We start from the raw sequence: 19,300 nt of genomic DNA on the forward strand, positions 1-19,300 counted from the left end.
GAAACTTTCTTCTGTACAGCCTATTGCCTCTCCATCCGCATTATACGGAATTACTGAAACATAAATCACTGTGTTCTCGGGTAAGTCAATTGCTAAATCATAAGTCAATACATTACCAACATCTAAATCATTTACAATATCAGTTCCGCCAGAGGTTGTGCCAACCGTTAATAGGTAACCTGTTGCCTCTGTAACTGATGACCAAGTTAGATCTGTATCAATTGCAATATTCATTGAACCCGAAGTCGGCGAACTTAAACTCGTGCAATTTGGAGGAGACAGTATATTTTCGGTTGTAAAACTCTCTTCTGTACAGCCTGTAGCATTACCATCTGCATTGTATGGAATTATAGATACATAAATTGCAGTGTTTTCTGGTAAATCTGCTGGTAAATCATAAGTTAATACATTACCGACATCTAAATCATTTACAATATCAGTTCCTCCAGAAGTTGTGCCAACCGTTAACAGGTAACCTGTTGCTTCTGAAACCAGATTCCACGTTAAATTTGTTCCTATTAATACATCAACCGAACCGTTTAAAGGGGTATCTAAAGAGGTACATGGAGGTGGAATTGTAATGGTTAATTCGAAATCTTCTTGAGATTCACAACCATCATTAACACTATCATATATATAAAGTGTAATAGGATACGAAGCAAAGTCTGCATAGTTAATAACATCTCCTGCATTGTACATTGTTCCGGTTCCATTTGGTTCAGTATAGTACGCCTCATTTCCAGAAAGATTTGTTCCTGTAATAACAGGAAACGTAAAACTTACAGACGTATTTTGATCTGCTAAATCATCAACTGTTGAGCCTACAAAACCGCCATCTTGTATATACCAATTATCACTTGAAATCATGTTTGTTCTTGCTGCTTCTCCAGCACAATATTGACTAAAACCTCCATGAAACCAAACATCTGGCTGTAAATTTTGAGCATTCCAACCAATTAGTAAACTATCATAATTTGCAATGGATAATGTAGCTAAATTAAACATACCATTAGCGTAAAGAACGTTCTCAACATTCCAATTCCCTAAATCTTGATCAAATTCAACAGCACTGTAAAACATATCAGTCATATGGGTTGCATTACTGGTGTTCCATGCTCCAATATCCTGATTAAAGACTATAGCACCACCAAACATATTAGAGAAATTAATTGCTTGACTTGTATTCCAATTTCCAATATCTTGATTAAAGACTAACGCTCTATCGAACATACTACCAAAATTAGTGACACTGGAAGTATCCCAATTGTTTAAAGGTTGGTTAAAGTCACTTGCTTCTGAAAACATGGCTCCCATATCAGTAACCATAGCAGTATTCCAGCTATTAATATTCTGATTAAAACTCCAAGCTTGCTGAAACAAATTATGCATATCCATTACATTACTAGTGTCCCAAATTCCTATATCTTTATTAAATGTGTTAGCACCTGAAAACATTAAGCTCATATCAGTAATTGTGCTTGTATCCCAGTTCCAATTACCTGTGCCACCACCCAAATCCTTAGCTTGATAAAACATGAATGATGTATCAGTAACATTAGATAAGTTTGGAACATCTGTAGCATTAACCACTAAAAATCGACATCCAGAAAAAGCGTAGCTCATAGTTTCCCATGCGTTACAACCCCATTGATCAATAGATTTAATATTATATTGATTGTTTAAACTTGCCCCATGAAAGTAGATACGTGGAAAAAGTCCCGTAATTGTAATTTGATATGTACCAGCAGCTAGATAAGTATGACTTGCATCTCCAGTTGCACCAACTGTGGTATTTCCATCTCCCCAATCTATATTGTAATTATAGCCTGGTCCTGTAGTTGGTATGGTAATGGATTCGTTGGCAGTTGAGGTTTCCCATGTGGTGATGAAGGCGCCAACGGAGGGTTGTGGCAGTGATTCATTAACATACAAACTTGTACGAGGACCTGAAAGTCCATTTCCAGCAATTAAAAGGTCTTGATCACCATCTCCTTCTACATCCGCAAAAGCTACAACACCATTGGCAGCCCTTTCAAATGGCATTCCTATAACTTCTGTAAAGTTACCATAGCAATCATTTGAATATAATATTGAATCTGTTCCATCTGTAATTATTAAATCAATATTACCATCGCCATCAACATCAGCAAATTCAACATCACCTGCACTTGCGGCTTGTAATGGCTGATTAGCTGTTAATGCAAATAAGCCTGTACCATCATTTTCATATAAGTATGAAATACTGCCACTACCGTTAAAACCAGTAATTAAAATGTCTTGGTCACCGTCATTATTTATATCTGAAAAACCAATAGCTGCGTTTAAAACCCCTTCAAAGGGAGTTCCAATCATTTGTGTATAATTACCTGACCCATCATTTGTATATAAATAGGACTGCTCTATAGTGCCATCGTTCCCAGATATTAAAACATCCAAATCATTATCACCATCAATGTCTGCAAAGGCAACATCGCTATATCCACCTAATGGTATAAATGGTTGCACAGATAAAGTAAACAAACCTGAACCATCATTTATATATAGATTATTGACCTCATTACCAAAATCATTTCCACCAGTAATTAAAATATCTAAATCATTATCACCATCTACATCAGCAATTCCGCTCCTCCCAAATTGAACATTTTCAAATGGGCTTCCAACTGCCAAAGTGAAATTTCCTGATCCATCGTTAATATATAACTCTGTTGAGGAAAAATTTGAAGCTAGCTTTCCTGTTATTAAAATATCTTGATCATTATCCTCATCAATATCTGCAAAAGATATTGAGCTCATTGATACTGGTATAAATGGAGTACCAATTACTTCTGCAAAATTTCCTAATCCATCATTACTATATAGTTTAGCAATAATAGTACCTCCTTGTTGGCCTACAATAAATAGATCCTGATCTCCATCATTATCAATATCGGCAAAGTCAGCATCGCCTAATGTAATACCTTCAAAAGGTACAGTAGTATCTTCTATAAAATTTATTTGAGCATTTAGCGTTAAAGAAAATAATAAATATAAAGTGAGAATTGAGAGAACGGAATACGGTTTCAAAATAGAGAGGTGTTAATTAATAGCATTACAAACTATTAATAATCATACATATACGCAACATCTCTATTGAAAAACAAAGGTCATTATGACTGTTTTTCGGTAAACTGTATATAACGAAGTTCTATCACATTGAGCATCTGTATATATTGCGTAAAAAAAGTGCCTACCAGAATCAATGACAATTCTTAAATAGACACTTTTTCTTATATACCTTAGAATTAATAGCATTCAAAATTGAACAATTACTTTCAATCTTACAATACTCAATTTGAGTATTTTATAGCCAATGAGGATTTAATTTTAAAATTCCTACGAGTTCTCCTGTGGATGATATTTCTAATTTTTTTAAAATATTGCGTCTATGAGTATCCACTGTGTGCGGACTAATGTTTAGTTTTTCTGAAATTTCTTTACTTGACTTGTCTAAAATTAATAGACGTATGATATCACGCTCTCTATTGGTAACACCATCGTGCAGTAATTTTTGTGAAAAGCTATCAAAATAAATGGTCTCATACTCTTGCTTATCATTTAATAACTTAGCTGAAGCTGTAATATCTAATTTTACATCTGGATGTAAAACAGTATAATGTGCTAAACCAATTATTGGTTTGTTTTCAGAATCAAAAATTAATGGAGTAGTGTTTTGTACTATGTTTACGAAAACATTTTGTGCATTTTTAAATCTAAAGTTCCAAGTGTAACTCGCATCTTGTCGTTTTTCTACAGGAATTTCATTTAAAGTAAATTCCATTAATTTGTTTAAGGCTTTTAACCATGCATCTACATCGTCTGGATGAATTCTATTCCAGAAATATCGCATTCCATTCTCTTTTAATTCGTTAGGATTTAATCCCAAGGATGCTTTGTAATTTTTACTGATGAATTCAAAGCTTAAATCTTGAGTATTTGTGATACAAAAAAAGGTTGAACTATATGGTAAAAACGTATCCATCTCAATAATTTTTTCGATGTGTTTTTGTAAAAATGGTTTATCGTAAGACTGAAAAATAAATCTATATATTTCTTTAATTTTTAAATAATTCATAACCTAAAAATAGTGTAAAATTAATTAGGAAACCCTAGCATTTCTCCCATGCCAACTGTAAACAACCAGCACCCATATAAAGCATGCTCTATGGACACCAGTAATGTTGATTTTGTTTTCTTAAATGTTATTGCAAATAATAAACCTCCTACAAAAGTGAAAATCGAAACTAAAATGTTTCTAAAAAATATATGCGCTAAGGAAAACATAGCTGCGTTTACAAATACAAATAAAGTGTTACTTCTAAATAAGGATTGGTAACGCTGAAAGAAAAATGTTCTGTAAATTAACTCTTGTGGATATACTGAAAAAACAGAATATATAAATAAAATTGCTAGCCAAAATAATGGCTTTGATTTTATAACAACAAATAAATTCTTATGGTCAACTAAATATACATACAGAGTAGTAATAACAATTATTACAAGTAGTTTTATTGTGGTTCTTTGCCAAAATTGTTTCCAATTAATATGTTTTCTTAGTTTAAACTTATTGTTTTCAACTTTAAGAAGCACATAAATCGCATAGATAAAGCCAAGGAGACCAATCGTTAGTTTTAGCCAAAGCTGATACTGCAACACAAAACTTATCGGTATTACAATAAACACTATAAAAAATTCAATAAGTCTGTATTGTACGCTATGCATATTATATTTTTATTGCAGTTGTGTGTTTTACTTCATTCATCATAAACATACTATAGGTACTACCAATATGATCAATTTTAGTGAGCTTTTTCACCATAAATTCTCTAAACTCTTCCATGTCTTTTACCAAAACTTTGATAAGATAATCATAATCTCCACTTATATGATAACATTCTAGTACTTCATTGAGCTTTGCAACTTCTCTTTCAAATTTTACGACATAATCTTGTGTGTGCTGAATTAACTTAATATTACAAAAGACCACAAAATCCTTATCTACACTTTTTTTATCAACAAGAGCTACATATCTATTAATTACTCCGTTATTTTCAAGTTTTTTTATACGTTCGTAGACCGCAGTAACCGATAATCCTAGTGCATATGATAAGGCCTTATTGGTTTGCTTACTATCCGCCTGCAACAATTCTAGTAATTTCTTGTCAATTTCGTCGTAAACCATAATTATATTTTTTCTGTTTAAATGACTTGAGAATAAAATATTTAGATTATAAATCTATAATAATACGTAAAATTAGTTTAATTTTCTAAAAATAGTAATAACTATTGATTATTAATCTAATATTTATGAAATTTGAAAAGTTAATCAAATAAAATTATTATGGCTTTTAAACCTGCAAACAATATACAAGATTTACAATATTTCGGAGAATTCGGAGGTGTAAATCCTTCAATTTCAGACTCATCTACCTATACTTTCTTATCAGCAAAAACTATGTTCGATACTTTTGAAGGAAATGCAGATGGATGTTATTTATACTCGCGTCATTCATCTCCATCAAATTTATATTTAGGTGAAGCATTGGCTGCTATGGAAGGTACAGAAACAGCAACCGTTACAGCTTCTGGTATGGGTGCTATTACAGCTGTGTTACTTCAATTATGTGGTGCTAGCGAGCATGTAGTAAGTAGTAGAACTATATACGGAGGTACATATGCATTTCTTAAAAATTTTACACCTCGAATGGGTATTGAAACGAGCTTTGTAGATATCACTAAACTAGATGCGGTTGAAGCGGCAATTACTCCAAAGACTAAAGTATTATTTTGTGAGTCTGTAAGCAATCCTCTTCTCGAAGTTGCAGATATTAGAGGTTTAGCAGCTTTGGCAAAAAAGCACAACTTAAAATTGGTTGTTGATAATACGTTTTCACCATTATCTATTTCACCAATAAAGTTGGGCGCTGATATTGTTGTACACAGTTTAACAAAGTTTATAAACGGCTCATCCGATACGGTTGGTGGTGTAATTTGCGGAAATCAAGAATTAATAGATGATCTAAGAAACGTAAATGATGGAGCTGCCATGTTACTAGGTTCTACAATGGATAGTTTACGATCTGCTTCAGTTTTAAAGAACCTTAGAACGTTACATATTAGAATGCAACAACATAGCTATAATGCCGCTTATTTAGCAGACAAATTTGAGAAAGATGGTTTAAAAACGGTGTATCCTGGTTTAAGATCTCACCCTTCGCATAAATTGTTTAAATCCATGATGAACGATAAATATGGTTATGGTGGCATGTTAACTATTGATGTAGGTTCTTTAGATAAAGCCAATTCATTGATGGAATTGATGCAAGAACGTAACCTTGGTTATTTGGCTGTAAGTTTAGGATTTTATAAAACACTATTTAGCGCTCCAGGTAGCTCTACTTCTTCTGAAATTCCGGAAGACGAACAAGTAGAAATGGGTCTAAGTGATGGTTTAATTCGTTTTTCGATTGGTTTAGATGCTGATATTGAACGTACCTACCAAATGATGAATGCTTGTATGGTTGAGTTGGGTATTCTTGAAGCGACAATGGCCTAAGAAAAACCTTTAATTTGTCATTCTAAAGTTACACAAGAATTTAGTTGTGCAATTAAGGTAGATTCTGAAATAAATTCAGAATGGCAAAAAATGATATTTGTAATTTCCTTTATTCCTTATTTTTTCTATTCATGCTTTAAAATAACAAGTATATTAAAGGATTAGAATAACTGATTAGATATTTAGAATATAAGTACAATTGTAATTATCACCGTGAATTTACATTTTAAGCGATTAGTTTATTTTCAATTTGAGTTTTAAAGAGATTTATCTGCCTGGTATTTCTAATGACTTCTCGTTGTAAACTTCTTTTTAAGTTTTGAATATCTAGCAAACGCTTTGAATCTTTTTCTGTATTAGAATTCAGTTCTAAAATGAATAAATAATTTAACGTTTTTAGATTTCTTCTTAATTGGTTAGACTGTTTTTTAAGCTCTGTTTGTAAAGTTGAAGTTTCCAAAATGTAAAATGATTTAGGGTTGCAACAATCGAAATGTTTATTATATGTATGACACACAGCTATTTATGGTGGTCACTAATTTTCGATGAATGACATTTTTTTTTAACAAATAAAAAATGATATACCCTTAATTTGCTATAAAAACAAGATTATTGTAACATTACATAACTAAACTTAGCACAAATGCAAGACGACGACTTATCTAAAATTAACATAGAAGACCAAAAAATTATTGACAACAAAGAACTTAATATATGGGAAGCACTTGTACCTGTTGTTATTCTAATGGGACTTTTAGCATATAATATTTTTGGAGCAGAAGGTGAAATGTTCGGTGGTTATTCTAACCAATACATTTTATTAATTGGTGGTTTTGTAGCTTTTGTTGGAGGTTTATTAAATAAAGTTACTCCTATTGTAATGTTGAAAGAGGTATGGGAAAACCTTAAAAGTGTTTTTGTACCTATAATGATATTGTTTTTAGTTGGTGCTTTGGCAGGTACATGGCTTATAAGTGGTGTTATACCAGCAATGGTGTATTATGGATTACAAGTTTTAAGTCCCGAGATATTTTTACCTGCTTCTGTTATCATTGCAGCTGTAATTTCGATAGCAACTGGAAGTTCATGGACAACTTCAGCAACTGTTGGTATAGCCTTAGTGGGTATTGGCACAGCCTTAGGGATTAATCCAGGTATGATTGCTGGAGCAGTAATTTCGGGTGCTTATTTTGGGGATAAAATGTCTCCACTTAGTGATACAACTAACTTAGCACCTGCTATGGCAGGTACCGATTTATTTACACACATAAAATACATGGCATATACTACGGTGCCAACTATTGTAATAACATTAATTGTCTTTGGAATTATTAGTGCTTCAATTGAACCGACTGGTAATGCAGATATTAGCAATCTACTTGGATCAATAGATAAAGCATTTAACATTACACCTTGGTTATTTCTTGTTCCAGCTGCAGTAATTGCTTTAATTTTATTAAAAACAAAACCTTTAGTAGCCTTAGTTTCTGGTGTTGTTTTGGCTGCTATTTTTGCTGTTATTTTTCAGCCAGAAGTATTGAAAAATCTTTCTGACTCAAATTTTTCAGCCATCTCAAATTCAATTCTTACAGATACGGCAATTGCTACAGATAATGAAAAATTAAACGATTTGTTTGCATCTGGTGGAATGGAAGGAATGTTATGGACAATCTTTCTTATAGTTTGCGCTATGATATTTGGTGGAATTATGGATGGCATTGGTGCCTTGGCAAGAATAACAAAAGCTTTACTTTCTATAGCTACTACTGTTTTTGGTTTGTTTGCAAGTACTGTCATTAGCTGTTTGGGATTAAATGCTATAGCTTCAGATCAATATTTGGCTATTGTTATACCTGGTAAAATGTTTAAAAAAGCTTATGAAGATAAAGGCTTAGCACCCGAAAATTTAAGTAGAACATTAGAAGATTCTGGTACTGTAACTTCTGTTTTAATTCCTTGGAACACTTGTGGTGCATACCAAAGTGGTGTATTAGGCGTTGGTGTTGGTGAATATTTTATATATGCTATTTTTAACTGGTTAAGCCCTTTTACAACACTAATATTTGCCGCGTTTAGAATAAAAATTAGACAGCTATCTGGTAAATTAGCATAATCTACCGTTTAATAAATTTTTAAAATAATTCTTCATTGTCAATCCTATATTGATATGTATCTTTGCAGCCAAATTCAAAAATTTAACATTAAAATAGATTAAAAAATGGCAGTATTAGTAGGAAAAAAAGCACCTCAATTTAATGCACAAGCAGTTGTAAATGGACGTGAATTTGTAACTGATTTTTCTTTAGATCAATTCATAGGACAAAAACACGTTGTTTTATTCTTTTACCCAAAAGATTTTACATTTGTTTGTCCGACAGAATTACATGCTTTTCAAGAAAAGTTAGAAGAATTTAAATCTAGAAATACTGAAATTATTGCTGTTTCTACAGATACAGAGCAATCTCATTTCGGATGGTTGCAATTAGAGAAAAACCAAGGTGGTATTAAAGGTATTACATACCCATTAGTTGCAGATACTAATAAAACAATTTCAAAGAATTATGATGTTTTAGCTGGTGATTACTTTTATGATGAGAATGATATGCTACAAGCTGAAGGAGAATTAGTAGCTTATAGAGGTCTATTCTTAATTGATAAGGAAGGTATTGTACGTCATCAAATTGTTAATGATTTACCATTAGGTAGAAACGTTGATGAGGCGTTACGTATGGTTGATGCTTTACAATTTGTAGAGGAAAATGGTGAAGTTTGTCCAGCAAACTGGAATAAAGGAAAATCTGGAATGCAAGCAACTCACGAAGGTGTTGCTGAGTTTTTAGAAAAGCATGTCAATTAAATAAAAGACATTACTTAAATAAAAAACCACTTCTTTTATGAGGTGGTTTTTTTTATATATGTTGTGTGCTAACAGCTAATCAATTTATTTCTTTTTGTTTCGCCTGTTATAGTTTTTATCTCCTCTAGTTTTTGGCTTTTTATACTTTTTAGCGATTTCTCTTTGGTAAGATCCACCAAGGTTTTCTTTTTTATTTTTTTCTTTTTTCTCATGAAATGCTGGTCCAGGTGCGTCTTCATCTCGACGTTTTATTGGATTGTAACGTTCCTTTATTTGTGGACGCTCTTCTTCAATTAATTCAGTAGAAATTTCAACTTCTTCAGGTATTTCTAGAGTTTCTATAGGTATTTGCATTAATTCTTCAATGCGTATTCGAGCATCTTGTTCTGCTTCAGTAGAAAATAGTATGGTATGTCCTTCTTTTTCAGCACGACCAGTTCTACCAATTCTGTGCATATAATTTTCAGGATAATCAGTGGTGTCAAAATTAATAACATGAGTAATATCATCTATGTCTAGACCACGAGCCATAACATCTGTAGCCACTAATAGCCGATGTTCACCTTCTCTAAATTGTTCTATACTACGTAATCGATAATTTTGCGTTTTATTTGAATGGATAACACAGGCTTCATTAGGAAATAGCTCTTCTAACTGATCAAATAATCGATCAGCCATACGTTTGTAGGCCACAAATATTAAAACTTTTGAAAACTCGTCTGTATTTTTAAGTAAGTATTCTAATAAATTAACTTTGGTGTAAAAATTAGGAACATTGTAACGCTGTTGCTTTATGTTTTCTAACGGAGTACCAGAAACTGCAATTGATATTTTAGTAGGATTGATAAAAAAATCAGTAATTAATTCATCTACATCTTTGGTCATGGTGGCAGAAAACATAATATTCTGTCGACGCGGAGGAAGGATGTCAAAAATATTCATTAATTGATGTCTAAATCCAAGATCTAGCATTACATCTACCTCGTCAATCACTAGTTTCTGAATCGATTTTAACTGTAAAACTCTACTAACAGCTAAGTCATATAATCTTCCGGGTGTAGCAACAATAATATCTTGTCCTTGAGCCACAGCTTGCTTTTGAGTGTTTATATTAGTGCCACCATAAACTCCCAATACACGATTATTAATGTATTTAGAAAATTTTTCGATTTCACTAACCACTTGTACCACCAACTCTCGAGTAGGTACCAAAACTAAGACTCTAGGATTATCTTGTCTAGAGTATTTAAGGTTTCTTAATATAGGCAGCATGTAGGCTAGCGTTTTACCTGTACCAGTTTGCGCTATACCTACAACATCTTTTCCAGAGGCTACTACATTAAAAGATTGCGCTTGGATTGGAGTAGGAGTTTCAAAGCCTAAATCGTCTAAAGCGTTATATAATGGTGTGTTTAAGTTTAAGTCGTTAAAAGTCACTTAGTATAATTTAGTTGCAAAGCTACTACTTATTATCTACTTATTATTTAAATGTTGTTTGTCTATTTCAATACTATAACTAGATTTAAAAATGGAGTTAGCTTCTAGGCTAATAATTCCTTCCTTTTCTTCAATTTTCTGATTTGTGTTTTCGTTGTCTGCAATACCTAGCCAAGGTTCAATACAAACATAAGGTGCATTTGGTTTTGCCCAAATGCCTAAATAGGAAAAGTCTTTGTATGTCATATTTAATACCCTTCCTTTATCTTTATGCTTTAAAGTAACTTTTCTAGATTTTAAATCTTTAAAAATAAGCGCATCATTATTAAATATGTTTTCGTTAAGCTTAATTTTATTGCCATCCTCAATTATTGGTTTTGTTTTATCCGTTAGTAGACCATTTTCCATATTAAGTAAATAAGTTTCACTATCTTCTAATTTTTCAAATTCTAAAAAATAATCACTGTAGTCTTCATCTTTATATAGTGGGCAAGTAAAAGCAGGATGTCCACCAAGTGAAAAAAATAACGGTTTAGAATCTGTGTTTTCAATTTTATGATGTATCGTTAGAATATTATCGTTTAACTGATAAGAAATTTCATATTTGAATAGAAAAGGATATATTTTGTATAACCTGTCATTAGATGTTAGCTTAAATGTAATCTCAGAATCGGAATGACTTTTTAAAACAATTTCATCATTATGTCTTACAAAACCATGTTTTGTCATTTTATAGGATTGGTTGTTATAGATGTAACTATCATCTTTCATAGCTCCAATAATCGGAAATAAATTTGGTGCATAACTTCCCCAAATATTTGGGTCTCCATGCCACATAAATTCATTATTGTTTTTAATTGCGGAAATAGCACAAAGCTCTGCACCAACGGTATTTATATTAATTTTAAGGTAGTCATTGAGTAAAGTGTACATGAATCTATGTTTTTTTTTAGAAATATACGAATTTGATGATATTCAAAACTATTCTCATTATTTTTACAAGGATTAAATTTTACTATTGAGAACAACAACTTTTTATAATCTCAAAGACACCGAGAATTTTAAGCAGCAACTGTTACAATGGAGTCAACAATTTAAAGATGTTGTATGGCTCGATTCTAACTGCCATAAGGATATTTATAGTAGTTATGATGCCGTGTTGGCTGTTGATGCTTTTACAGTTTTAAAAACGGATTATTCCAATGCTTTTGAGCGTTTAAAAGAGTATCAAAATAGCACCAGAGATTGGATTTTCGGGTATCTCACATACGATTTAAAAAACACCACAGAACAATTAAAGTCTCAAAATTTTGACGGATTAGATTTTCCTGATTTATACTTTTTTCAACCTAAAAAACTATTTCTAATTAAAGGGAATGAAGTAGAAATTCAATATTTAAAAATGGTGGATGATGAGATTGAAGATGATTTTAAATTAATAAGTGCTATTACTTCATGTACTTCGACTTCGCTCAGTAAAGGTTGCGCCGAGAAGTTTCAGAATCCTATTAAAATAAAGCTGAGAATTCACAAAGATGAATACTTTGAAAAAGCTCATAAAATGTTAGCACACATTCAAAGAGGTGATATTTATGAAGCTAATTTTTGTCAGGAATTTTATGCAGAAGACAGTACAATTAATCCATTGGAGACCTTTAGAAAACTCAATGAAATTTCTAAACCACCTTTTGCGACATTTTTAAAAATTGAAGATAAATATTTGTTATCTGCAACACCAGAACGGTACATAAAAAAAGAAGGGTTTAAAGTGATTTCACAACCCATAAAAGGAACGGCAAAACGATCAAATCTTAAAGAGGAAGATTTAAAATTGGCGGAAACTTTGGCCAAAGATGAAAAAGAAAGAAGTGAAAACATAATGATAGTAGATTTGGTGCGTAACGATTTATCGCAGACAGCCATAAAAGGAAGTGTGAAGGTCGAGGAATTATGTAAAGTCTATTCGTTTTTGCAAGTGCATCAAATGATTTCTACTATTTCTTCTAAAGTCGAAGAAGAAACGCATCCTGTAGAGATTATTAAAACGACTTTTCCAATGGGAAGTATGACAGGAGCACCAAAAATTTCGGCCATGAAAATCATTGAAGATTTAGAGGAGACTAAACGTGGTTTATATTCGGGTTCTGTTGGTTATTTTACTCCTATTGGTGATTTTGATTTTAATGTTATTATAAGAAGTATATTGTATAATGAAACTAAAAAATATATTTCCTATTCTGTAGGTAGTGCTATAACTGCAAAAAGTGATCCTTTAAAAGAATATGAAGAATGCTTAATAAAGGCTAAAGCCATGCGTGAGGTTTTGGAGAATTAATCGTATTAATTTCAATAACTTTGAATTGTGCTAAATAAATTCAAGAACCATATAAATAAACAACTTCCTTTTCTCGAAAAAAGTAAGCTCATTATTGCCATTTCAGGTGGAGTAGATAGTGTGGTTTTAGCACATCTTTGCAAAACATTAGGTCTAAACTTTGCTCTAGCACATTGCAATTTTAACCTTCGTAGAGAAGAAAGCAATGCAGACGAAGAATTTGTATTAGAACTTGCCGAAGAGTTAGATGTTGAAGTCTTTATTCAAAATTTTGATACACAAGCATATGCAGATGAAAACAAACGCTCTATCCAAATGGCAGCACGTGAGTTGCGTTACGATTGGTTTGCTGAATTGGCAGAGCAACTAAAGTTCGACTATATTTTAACAGCACACCACGCAGATGATAATCTCGAAACGTTTTTAATAAATTTTACTCGTGGTACAGGATTAAATGGATTAACTGGTATTCCTATGCTTAATGATAATATTGTTAGACCTTTATTACCTTTTTCGAGAGAACAGATTGAACACTATGCAAAGGAGCAAAATATATCTTGGAGAGAAGATAGTAGCAATTCATCCCGAAAATATCTTAGAAATAAATTAAGGCACGAGGTTGTGCCAATTTTAAAAGAAATTAATCCACAACTATTAGATAGTTTTCAAAACACGTTAGAAAATCTAAATGATACAGCAGATATTGTTGAAGAAAGTCTAAATGCAGTTGCAAAACGCGCTATTACTAAAATCGATGATAATGGTATAACTTATAAAGTATCCGAGTTTAAAAAAGTGAATAACCCAAAAGCATATCTTTTTGAGATGTTCAAGGATTACGGATTTACAGAATGGTATGATGTTGTTGATTTATTAGATGCGCAATCCGGAAAACAGGTATTTTCAAATTCACATCGCTTAATAAAGCATCGTGATGTATTAATATTAACCAATTGTCATTCAGAGCAAAACGAAGAATCTTTTGATGTGTCAGAAGATATTAAATCGATTAATACACCTATAGGTATTTTGTTTTTTGATGAAGCAGATACCATCAAGGAATCATCAAAAAATACAATTTTTGTTGATAAAGATAAGTTGAAATATCCCTTAGAATTAAGATTAAGGAAAGAAGGAGACTACTTCTATCCATCTGGAATGAAGGGTAAAAAGAAGATTAGCAAATACCTAAAAGACGAAAAGCTTTCATTAGTAGAAAAAGAAAATACTTGGCTGTTAACCTCAAATAACGACATTGTTTGGGTAGTTGGTAAACGTAGCGATAATCGTTTTTGTGTAACTGAAGCGACTACAAAAATTCTTAAAATAGAAGTTGAATAGAACTGTCATTCCGCACGTGATGTGGAATCCACACATAAATTATGAATTTGAAACTAAAAGGAAACATAGTAGATATACAAAACCGCAAAATCTTTAAAGGAGAAATCACCATTGAAAACGGTAAGATTAAATCCATTGAAGAAAAACACAGTGAAGAAAACCATTACATACTGCCAGGTTTTGTAGATGCACACATTCATATTGAAAGTTCAATGTTGGTGCCAAGTGAATTCGCCAAAATTGCGGTTGAACACGGAACAGTTTCTACAGTTTCAGATCCACATGAAATTGCTAACGTCCTTGGAGTTGCTGGTGTAGAATTTATGATTGACAATGGTAAGCAAACACCCTTTAAATTCAATTTTGGAGCACCAAGTTGTGTGCCTGCTACAAGTTTTGAATCTGCAGGAGCAATTATAGATTCGGAAGACATTAAAACCTTAATGGCAAATCCAGATATTAAATATTTGGCTGAAATGATGAATTATCCAGGAGTTATTTATGATGATGAAGAGGTTATAAAGAAACTCGATTGGGCAAAACATTTCAATAAACCCATTGATGGACACGCTCCAGGCTTGCGAGGAGATGATTTAACCAAATATATTGCTGCCGGAATTTCAACGGACCATGAATGTTTTTCCTATGAAGAAGGTTTAGAGAAATTACAAAAAGGAATGAAGGTCATTATCCGAGAAGGAAGTGCAGCTAAAAACTTTAATGCACTTATAGATTTATTAGAAGAACATTACGAAAACATGATGTTCTGTAGCGATGACAAACATCCAGATGACCTGTTGTTAGGTCATATTAATCAACTCTGTGCCAGAGCTGTTGAGAAAGGTATTGATGTATTTAAGGTGCTTCAAGCGGCTTGTGTCAATCCTGTAAAACATTATAATCTCGATGTTGGATTGCTAAACATTGGTGACGACGCGGATTGTATTCTAGTTGAAGATTTAAAAGACTTTAAAACGCTTCAAACCTATATCAATGGTGAATTGGTTTACGATAACGGAGTTTCAAAAATAAAGCATGTCGAATTTCAAAACCTGAATAATTTCAATACAACTAAGAAAGAAGTTTCAGATTTTAGATTCGAATCGAATTCAAAGCAAATTCGAGTGATTGAATGTTTAGATGGAGAGTTGGTGACTAACGAAATCATTGAAAATTCAACAATTGTAGATGGTAATTTAGTATCTAACACAGAAACTGATGTATTGAAAATGGCTGTCGTTAATCGTTATCAGAATGATAAACCAGCAATAGCATTCATTAAAAACTACGGTCTAAAGGAAGGTGCTATTGCAAGTTCCGTTGGTCACGATTCGCATAATATCATTGTTGTTGGCGTATCTGATGAAGCCATTTGTAAAGCTGTAAATCTACTTATTGAAAATGAAGGTGGTATTTGTGCTGTTTCAAATTCAGAAGAAAAGGTAGTAGCTCTTCCTGTAGCTGGTATAATGAGTGATCAAAACGCAGAAACAATTGGCAAGCAATATTCCGAACTAGATAAAATGGCAAAAGATTTAGGAAGTAAGCTTCATGCTCCATATATGAGTTTATCATTTATGGCTTTATTGGTGATTCCGTCTTTAAAATTGAGCGATAAAGGCTTGTTTAATGGTTCAGATTTTAAGTTTACTTCGGTAGAACTTTCTTAAAGAATGTTAAGGTTCTAAAACCTTTCAATTTTTGATATTCAATTTACCTATCTTTAAATTTTAATAAACCAACCTATTATGATAAAAAAGATTCTACTCATTGCATTAGTGACTTTAACAGTTTTTAATTGCCAAGACACGAAGCATCAGGCTATAGATATACCAGAGATAGCTGAAGGAGAAAACACTTTTGCAAAAGATAACTATACCAAAAGAGAGGTGATGATAGAAATGCGAGATGGTATTAATCTGCATACCACCATCTATACTCCAAAGGATACAACTAAAACATATCCTATTTTAATGATGCGTACACCTTATAGTTGCCGACCATATGGTGAAACGGAATTTAAAAGCAAAATAGGTCCTAATAAATACCTCATGGAAGAAGGTAATATTATGGTCTATCAAGATGTAAGAGGTCGTTGGAATAGTGAAGGAGTTTACGATAATATGCGTGCTTATATCCCAAATAAAACAGGTGAGCAAATTGATGAAGCAAGTGATACTTACGATACAATAGAATGGTTGGTCAATAATGTAGAATACAATAATGGAAATGTTGGTACTTATGGTATTTCATATCCTGGTTTTTATGCTACATATTCACTTTTAGATTCACATCCAGCGTTAAAAGCGGTATCTCCTCAAGCATGTATTGGTGATTTCTTTTTCGATGATTTTATACATAATGGTGCGTATTTATTGAGTTATTGGAGGGCAACATCTGTTTTTGGATATATGAAAGATACACCAACAACCGAAGCTTGGTATGAGTTTCCTGATATTGGTACTGAAGATCAGCACCAATTCTTTTTAGATCATATGCCATTGAGTAAACTAAACAAGTTCTACGATAGTACTAATGTGTTCATGGAGCAATTAAAAGAGCATGTCACTTATGATGAATTTTGGCAGAGTAGAGGCATTATTCAACATTTAAAGGATATAAAACCAGCCACAATGGTTGTTGGAGGTTTTTTTGATGCTGAAGATTTATACGGCCCATTTAATACTTATAAGAGTATAGAAAATAATAGTGAAAATTATAACACAATGGTTTTTGGACCATGGAGTCATGGAGATTGGGCAAGAAATAAGGATAGACAGGTCATTGGTAATATTAATTTTGGAGATAGTATATCAGATTATTTTCAAAAAAATATTGAGACCAAATTTTTTAATCACTTCTTAAAAGGTGATGCCAATGGAGAAACCGGGTTAGCAGAAGCACACATGTTTAATACTGGTACAAAACAATGGGAATCTTTTGAAACTTGGCCACCTAAAAACACTGCTAAAGAAAGTTATTTTATGCAGCCATCTGAACGTTTAACACAACAAGCGAATCGTATGATTGCGACTTCAGATTTTGTTAGCAATCCTAAAAAGCCTGTACCATATACTGAAGATATCAAAGTTGGATTTACGCCAAGAAAATTCATGACAGACGATCAGCGTTTTGCATCGAGACGACCAGATGTATTAACCTTTGAAACTGAAGTTTTAGAAAATGATATAACACTTGCTGGTGACATTTTAGCAAAACTTAATGTATCTACAACAGGCACAGCAGCCGATTGGATTGTAAAAGTTATTGATGTCTTTCCTGCAGATACTGAAAACACAGACGATGTTCAAGATCATTTAAAACTGAGTAATTACCATATGATGGTGCGCAGTGAAGTATTAAGAGGTCGTTTTAGAAATAGTATGACAAATCCTGAACCATTTGTGCCAAATAAAAAGACTGTGGTGAATTTAAAGTTGCAAGATGTGTTTCACACCTTTAAAAAAGGACATAAAATTCAAGTGCAAGTACAAAGTACATTCTTTCCGTATATAGATGCTAATCCACAGACTTATGTCGATAATATTTTTGAAGCAAAAGAATCGGATTTTAAAACACAGACGCATAAAGTGTTTAATGATTCGTCTATTGAGTTTACAGTACTTAAGCAATAAAATTTGTGTCAGTTCGAGTGAAATTGCTTGTAGCAATTTTGTATCAAGAACCTAATTAGTTTTCTTCTCGATACAATTCCTGATACTTCGGTATCACTCGAAGTGACGACATAAAATAACCACTGATTACTAAATGCCAATCGTACAATCTAATTACAAACCACCGTTTTGGGCTAAAACAAGCTTTGTGTCAACGGTATTTTCTGGATTAGCTAGAAAAGTTAATGGAATTGAGCAATCGAGAGAACGGATTACATTACCAGACTCTGACTTTCTAGATTTAGATTGGAGCTATGCACAAAAGAAGAGTGATAGAGTTGTTATTCTACTTCATGGTTTAGAAGGACATGCGCAACGGCCATATATTACTGGAACTTCGAAGTTGTTCAATGACAATGATATTGATGCCTGTGCTGTAAATTTTAGAGGTTGTAGTGGTGAGCCCAACTTATTGTATCGCAGCTATCATTCTGGTGCAACAGAAGATCTAGATATTGTGGTTAAGCATATCTTATCTAAAAAGAAATATAAAGAGATTTATATAAAAGGCATTAGTTTGGGCGCAAACATGGCATTAAAATATGTTGGTGAGCGTAGCGATGTGCCAGATGAAATTAAAGCAATAATAGCCATATCTACACCATGCGATCTTAAAGGCTCTTGTGATAAATTACTAAGTTTAAAGAACAAACATTATGCGATTCGATTTTTAGGTCATTTAAAAGAAAAATTAAAACCTAAACTAATTCAATTTCCTAACAGTATAACGGTTACGGATTTTAATTCAATAAAAACTTTAATTGATTTTGATCATGTCTATACCTCAAAAGCACATGGATTTAAGGATGCTTTTGATTATTACGACAAAGCCAGTTGTCTACAATTCTTACCCAATATTAAAATACCTTCTTTAATAATTAATGCCTTAAATGATTCGTTTTTATCACCAAGTTGTTACCCTGTAAAAGCAGCGAAACACAATCCTAATCTTTTTTTAGAAATGCCAAAATATGGAGGACATGTTGGCTTTATTGATAAACGGAATGTTTATTATAACGAAAGTCGCGCGTTAGAATTTGTTACTGGATTATAATTATATA

General features: G+C 32.5%; 15 protein-coding genes. 8 read left to right on the forward strand and 7 right to left on the reverse strand.

Annotated features, from left to right (window positions below):
* The 4 genes from H8K90_RS07170 to H8K90_RS07185 form a co-directional block, all read right to left on the reverse strand.
* Nucleotides 1-3,066, reverse strand: a 3,066-nt coding sequence (locus tag H8K90_RS07170) for a BspA family leucine-rich repeat surface protein (RefSeq protein WP_186845285.1), incomplete at its 3' end; no start/stop codon positions are given.
* Nucleotides 3,067-3,343: 277 nt separating this feature from the next.
* Nucleotides 3,344-4,114, reverse strand: a complete 771-nt coding sequence (locus H8K90_RS07175) for a LuxR C-terminal-related transcriptional regulator (RefSeq protein WP_186845286.1) — start codon at nucleotides 4,112-4,114, stop codon at nucleotides 3,344-3,346.
* Nucleotides 4,115-4,134: 20 nt separating this feature from the next.
* Entirely contained in the window at nucleotides 4,135-4,761 is a 627-nt protein-coding gene (locus tag H8K90_RS07180) for a CPBP family intramembrane glutamic endopeptidase (protein WP_186845287.1), read from the reverse strand.
* A 1-nt stretch (nucleotide 4,762) separates the two neighbouring features.
* Nucleotides 4,763-5,221, reverse strand: coding sequence for an Lrp/AsnC family transcriptional regulator (locus H8K90_RS07185; RefSeq protein ID WP_186845288.1), 459 nt, complete (start codon nucleotides 5,219-5,221; stop codon nucleotides 4,763-4,765).
* Between the two features lie 159 nt (nucleotides 5,222-5,380).
* Between H8K90_RS07185 and H8K90_RS07190 the strand changes: the two genes are divergently transcribed.
* On the forward strand, nucleotides 5,381-6,595 hold the full coding sequence (locus tag H8K90_RS07190; protein ID WP_186845289.1) for an aminotransferase class I/II-fold pyridoxal phosphate-dependent enzyme: 1,215 nt from the start codon (nucleotides 5,381-5,383) through the stop codon (nucleotides 6,593-6,595).
* Nucleotides 6,596-6,821: 226 nt separating this feature from the next.
* Here H8K90_RS07190 and H8K90_RS07195 read toward each other — a convergent pair whose 3' ends face one another.
* Nucleotides 6,822-7,055 carry a hypothetical protein gene (locus H8K90_RS07195; protein WP_186845290.1) on the reverse strand — a complete coding sequence of 78 codons (234 nt, stop codon included), beginning with the start codon at nucleotides 7,053-7,055 and terminating at the stop codon, nucleotides 6,822-6,824.
* A gap of 183 nt (nucleotides 7,056-7,238) precedes the next feature.
* On the opposite strand from H8K90_RS07195, the gene nhaC reads away from it, so the two are divergent.
* A complete protein-coding gene (gene nhaC, locus H8K90_RS07200) occupies nucleotides 7,239-8,708 on the forward strand; it encodes a Na+/H+ antiporter NhaC (RefSeq protein WP_186845291.1) in 1,470 nt (489 codons plus the stop codon).
* 105 nt (nucleotides 8,709-8,813) lie between these two features.
* A complete protein-coding gene (locus tag H8K90_RS07205) occupies nucleotides 8,814-9,452 on the forward strand; it encodes a peroxiredoxin (protein ID WP_186845292.1) in 639 nt (212 codons plus the stop codon).
* Between the two features lie 84 nt (nucleotides 9,453-9,536).
* On the opposite strand, the gene H8K90_RS07210 is transcribed toward H8K90_RS07205, so the two are convergent.
* Together H8K90_RS07210 and H8K90_RS07215 are read right to left on the reverse strand one after the other, a co-directional pair.
* Nucleotides 9,537-10,889 (reverse strand): DEAD/DEAH box helicase, encoded by a 1,353-nt coding sequence (locus H8K90_RS07210; RefSeq protein ID WP_186845293.1) that lies wholly within the window; start codon nucleotides 10,887-10,889, stop codon nucleotides 9,537-9,539.
* Nucleotides 10,890-10,925: 36 nt separating this feature from the next.
* Nucleotides 10,926-11,822, reverse strand: a complete 897-nt coding sequence (locus H8K90_RS07215; RefSeq protein WP_186845294.1) for an aldose 1-epimerase family protein — start codon at nucleotides 11,820-11,822, stop codon at nucleotides 10,926-10,928.
* 85 nt (nucleotides 11,823-11,907) lie between these two features.
* Here H8K90_RS07215 and H8K90_RS07220 point away from each other — a divergent pair, with 85 nt between their 5' ends.
* The 5 genes from H8K90_RS07220 (at nucleotide 11,908) to H8K90_RS07240 (ending at nucleotide 19,293) form a co-directional block, all read left to right on the forward strand.
* Nucleotides 11,908-13,224, forward strand: coding sequence for an anthranilate synthase component I family protein (locus tag H8K90_RS07220; RefSeq protein ID WP_186845295.1), 1,317 nt, complete (start codon nucleotides 11,908-11,910; stop codon nucleotides 13,222-13,224).
* 27 nt (nucleotides 13,225-13,251) lie between these two features.
* Nucleotides 13,252-14,565: a tRNA lysidine(34) synthetase TilS gene (tilS, locus tag H8K90_RS07225; RefSeq protein ID WP_186845296.1), complete on the forward strand. Its 1,314-nt coding sequence runs from the start codon at nucleotides 13,252-13,254 to the stop codon at nucleotides 14,563-14,565.
* 47 nt (nucleotides 14,566-14,612) lie between these two features.
* On the forward strand, nucleotides 14,613-16,235 hold the full coding sequence (ade, locus tag H8K90_RS07230) for an adenine deaminase (RefSeq protein WP_186846169.1): 1,623 nt from the start codon (nucleotides 14,613-14,615) through the stop codon (nucleotides 16,233-16,235).
* Nucleotides 16,236-16,313: 78 nt separating this feature from the next.
* The gene (locus tag H8K90_RS07235) at nucleotides 16,314-18,200 is read left to right on the forward strand and encodes a CocE/NonD family hydrolase (RefSeq protein ID WP_186845297.1); all 1,887 of its coding nucleotides are present in this window, start codon (nucleotides 16,314-16,316) and stop codon (nucleotides 18,198-18,200) included.
* 133 nt (nucleotides 18,201-18,333) lie between these two features.
* Nucleotides 18,334-19,293, forward strand: a complete 960-nt coding sequence (locus H8K90_RS07240; RefSeq protein ID WP_186845298.1) for a YheT family hydrolase — start codon at nucleotides 18,334-18,336, stop codon at nucleotides 19,291-19,293.
* Nucleotides 19,294-19,300 lie beyond the last annotated feature (7 nt).

This window comes from Winogradskyella echinorum (genome assembly GCF_014297365.1).
Classification (GTDB): Bacteria; Bacteroidota; Bacteroidia; order Flavobacteriales; family Flavobacteriaceae; genus Winogradskyella; species Winogradskyella echinorum.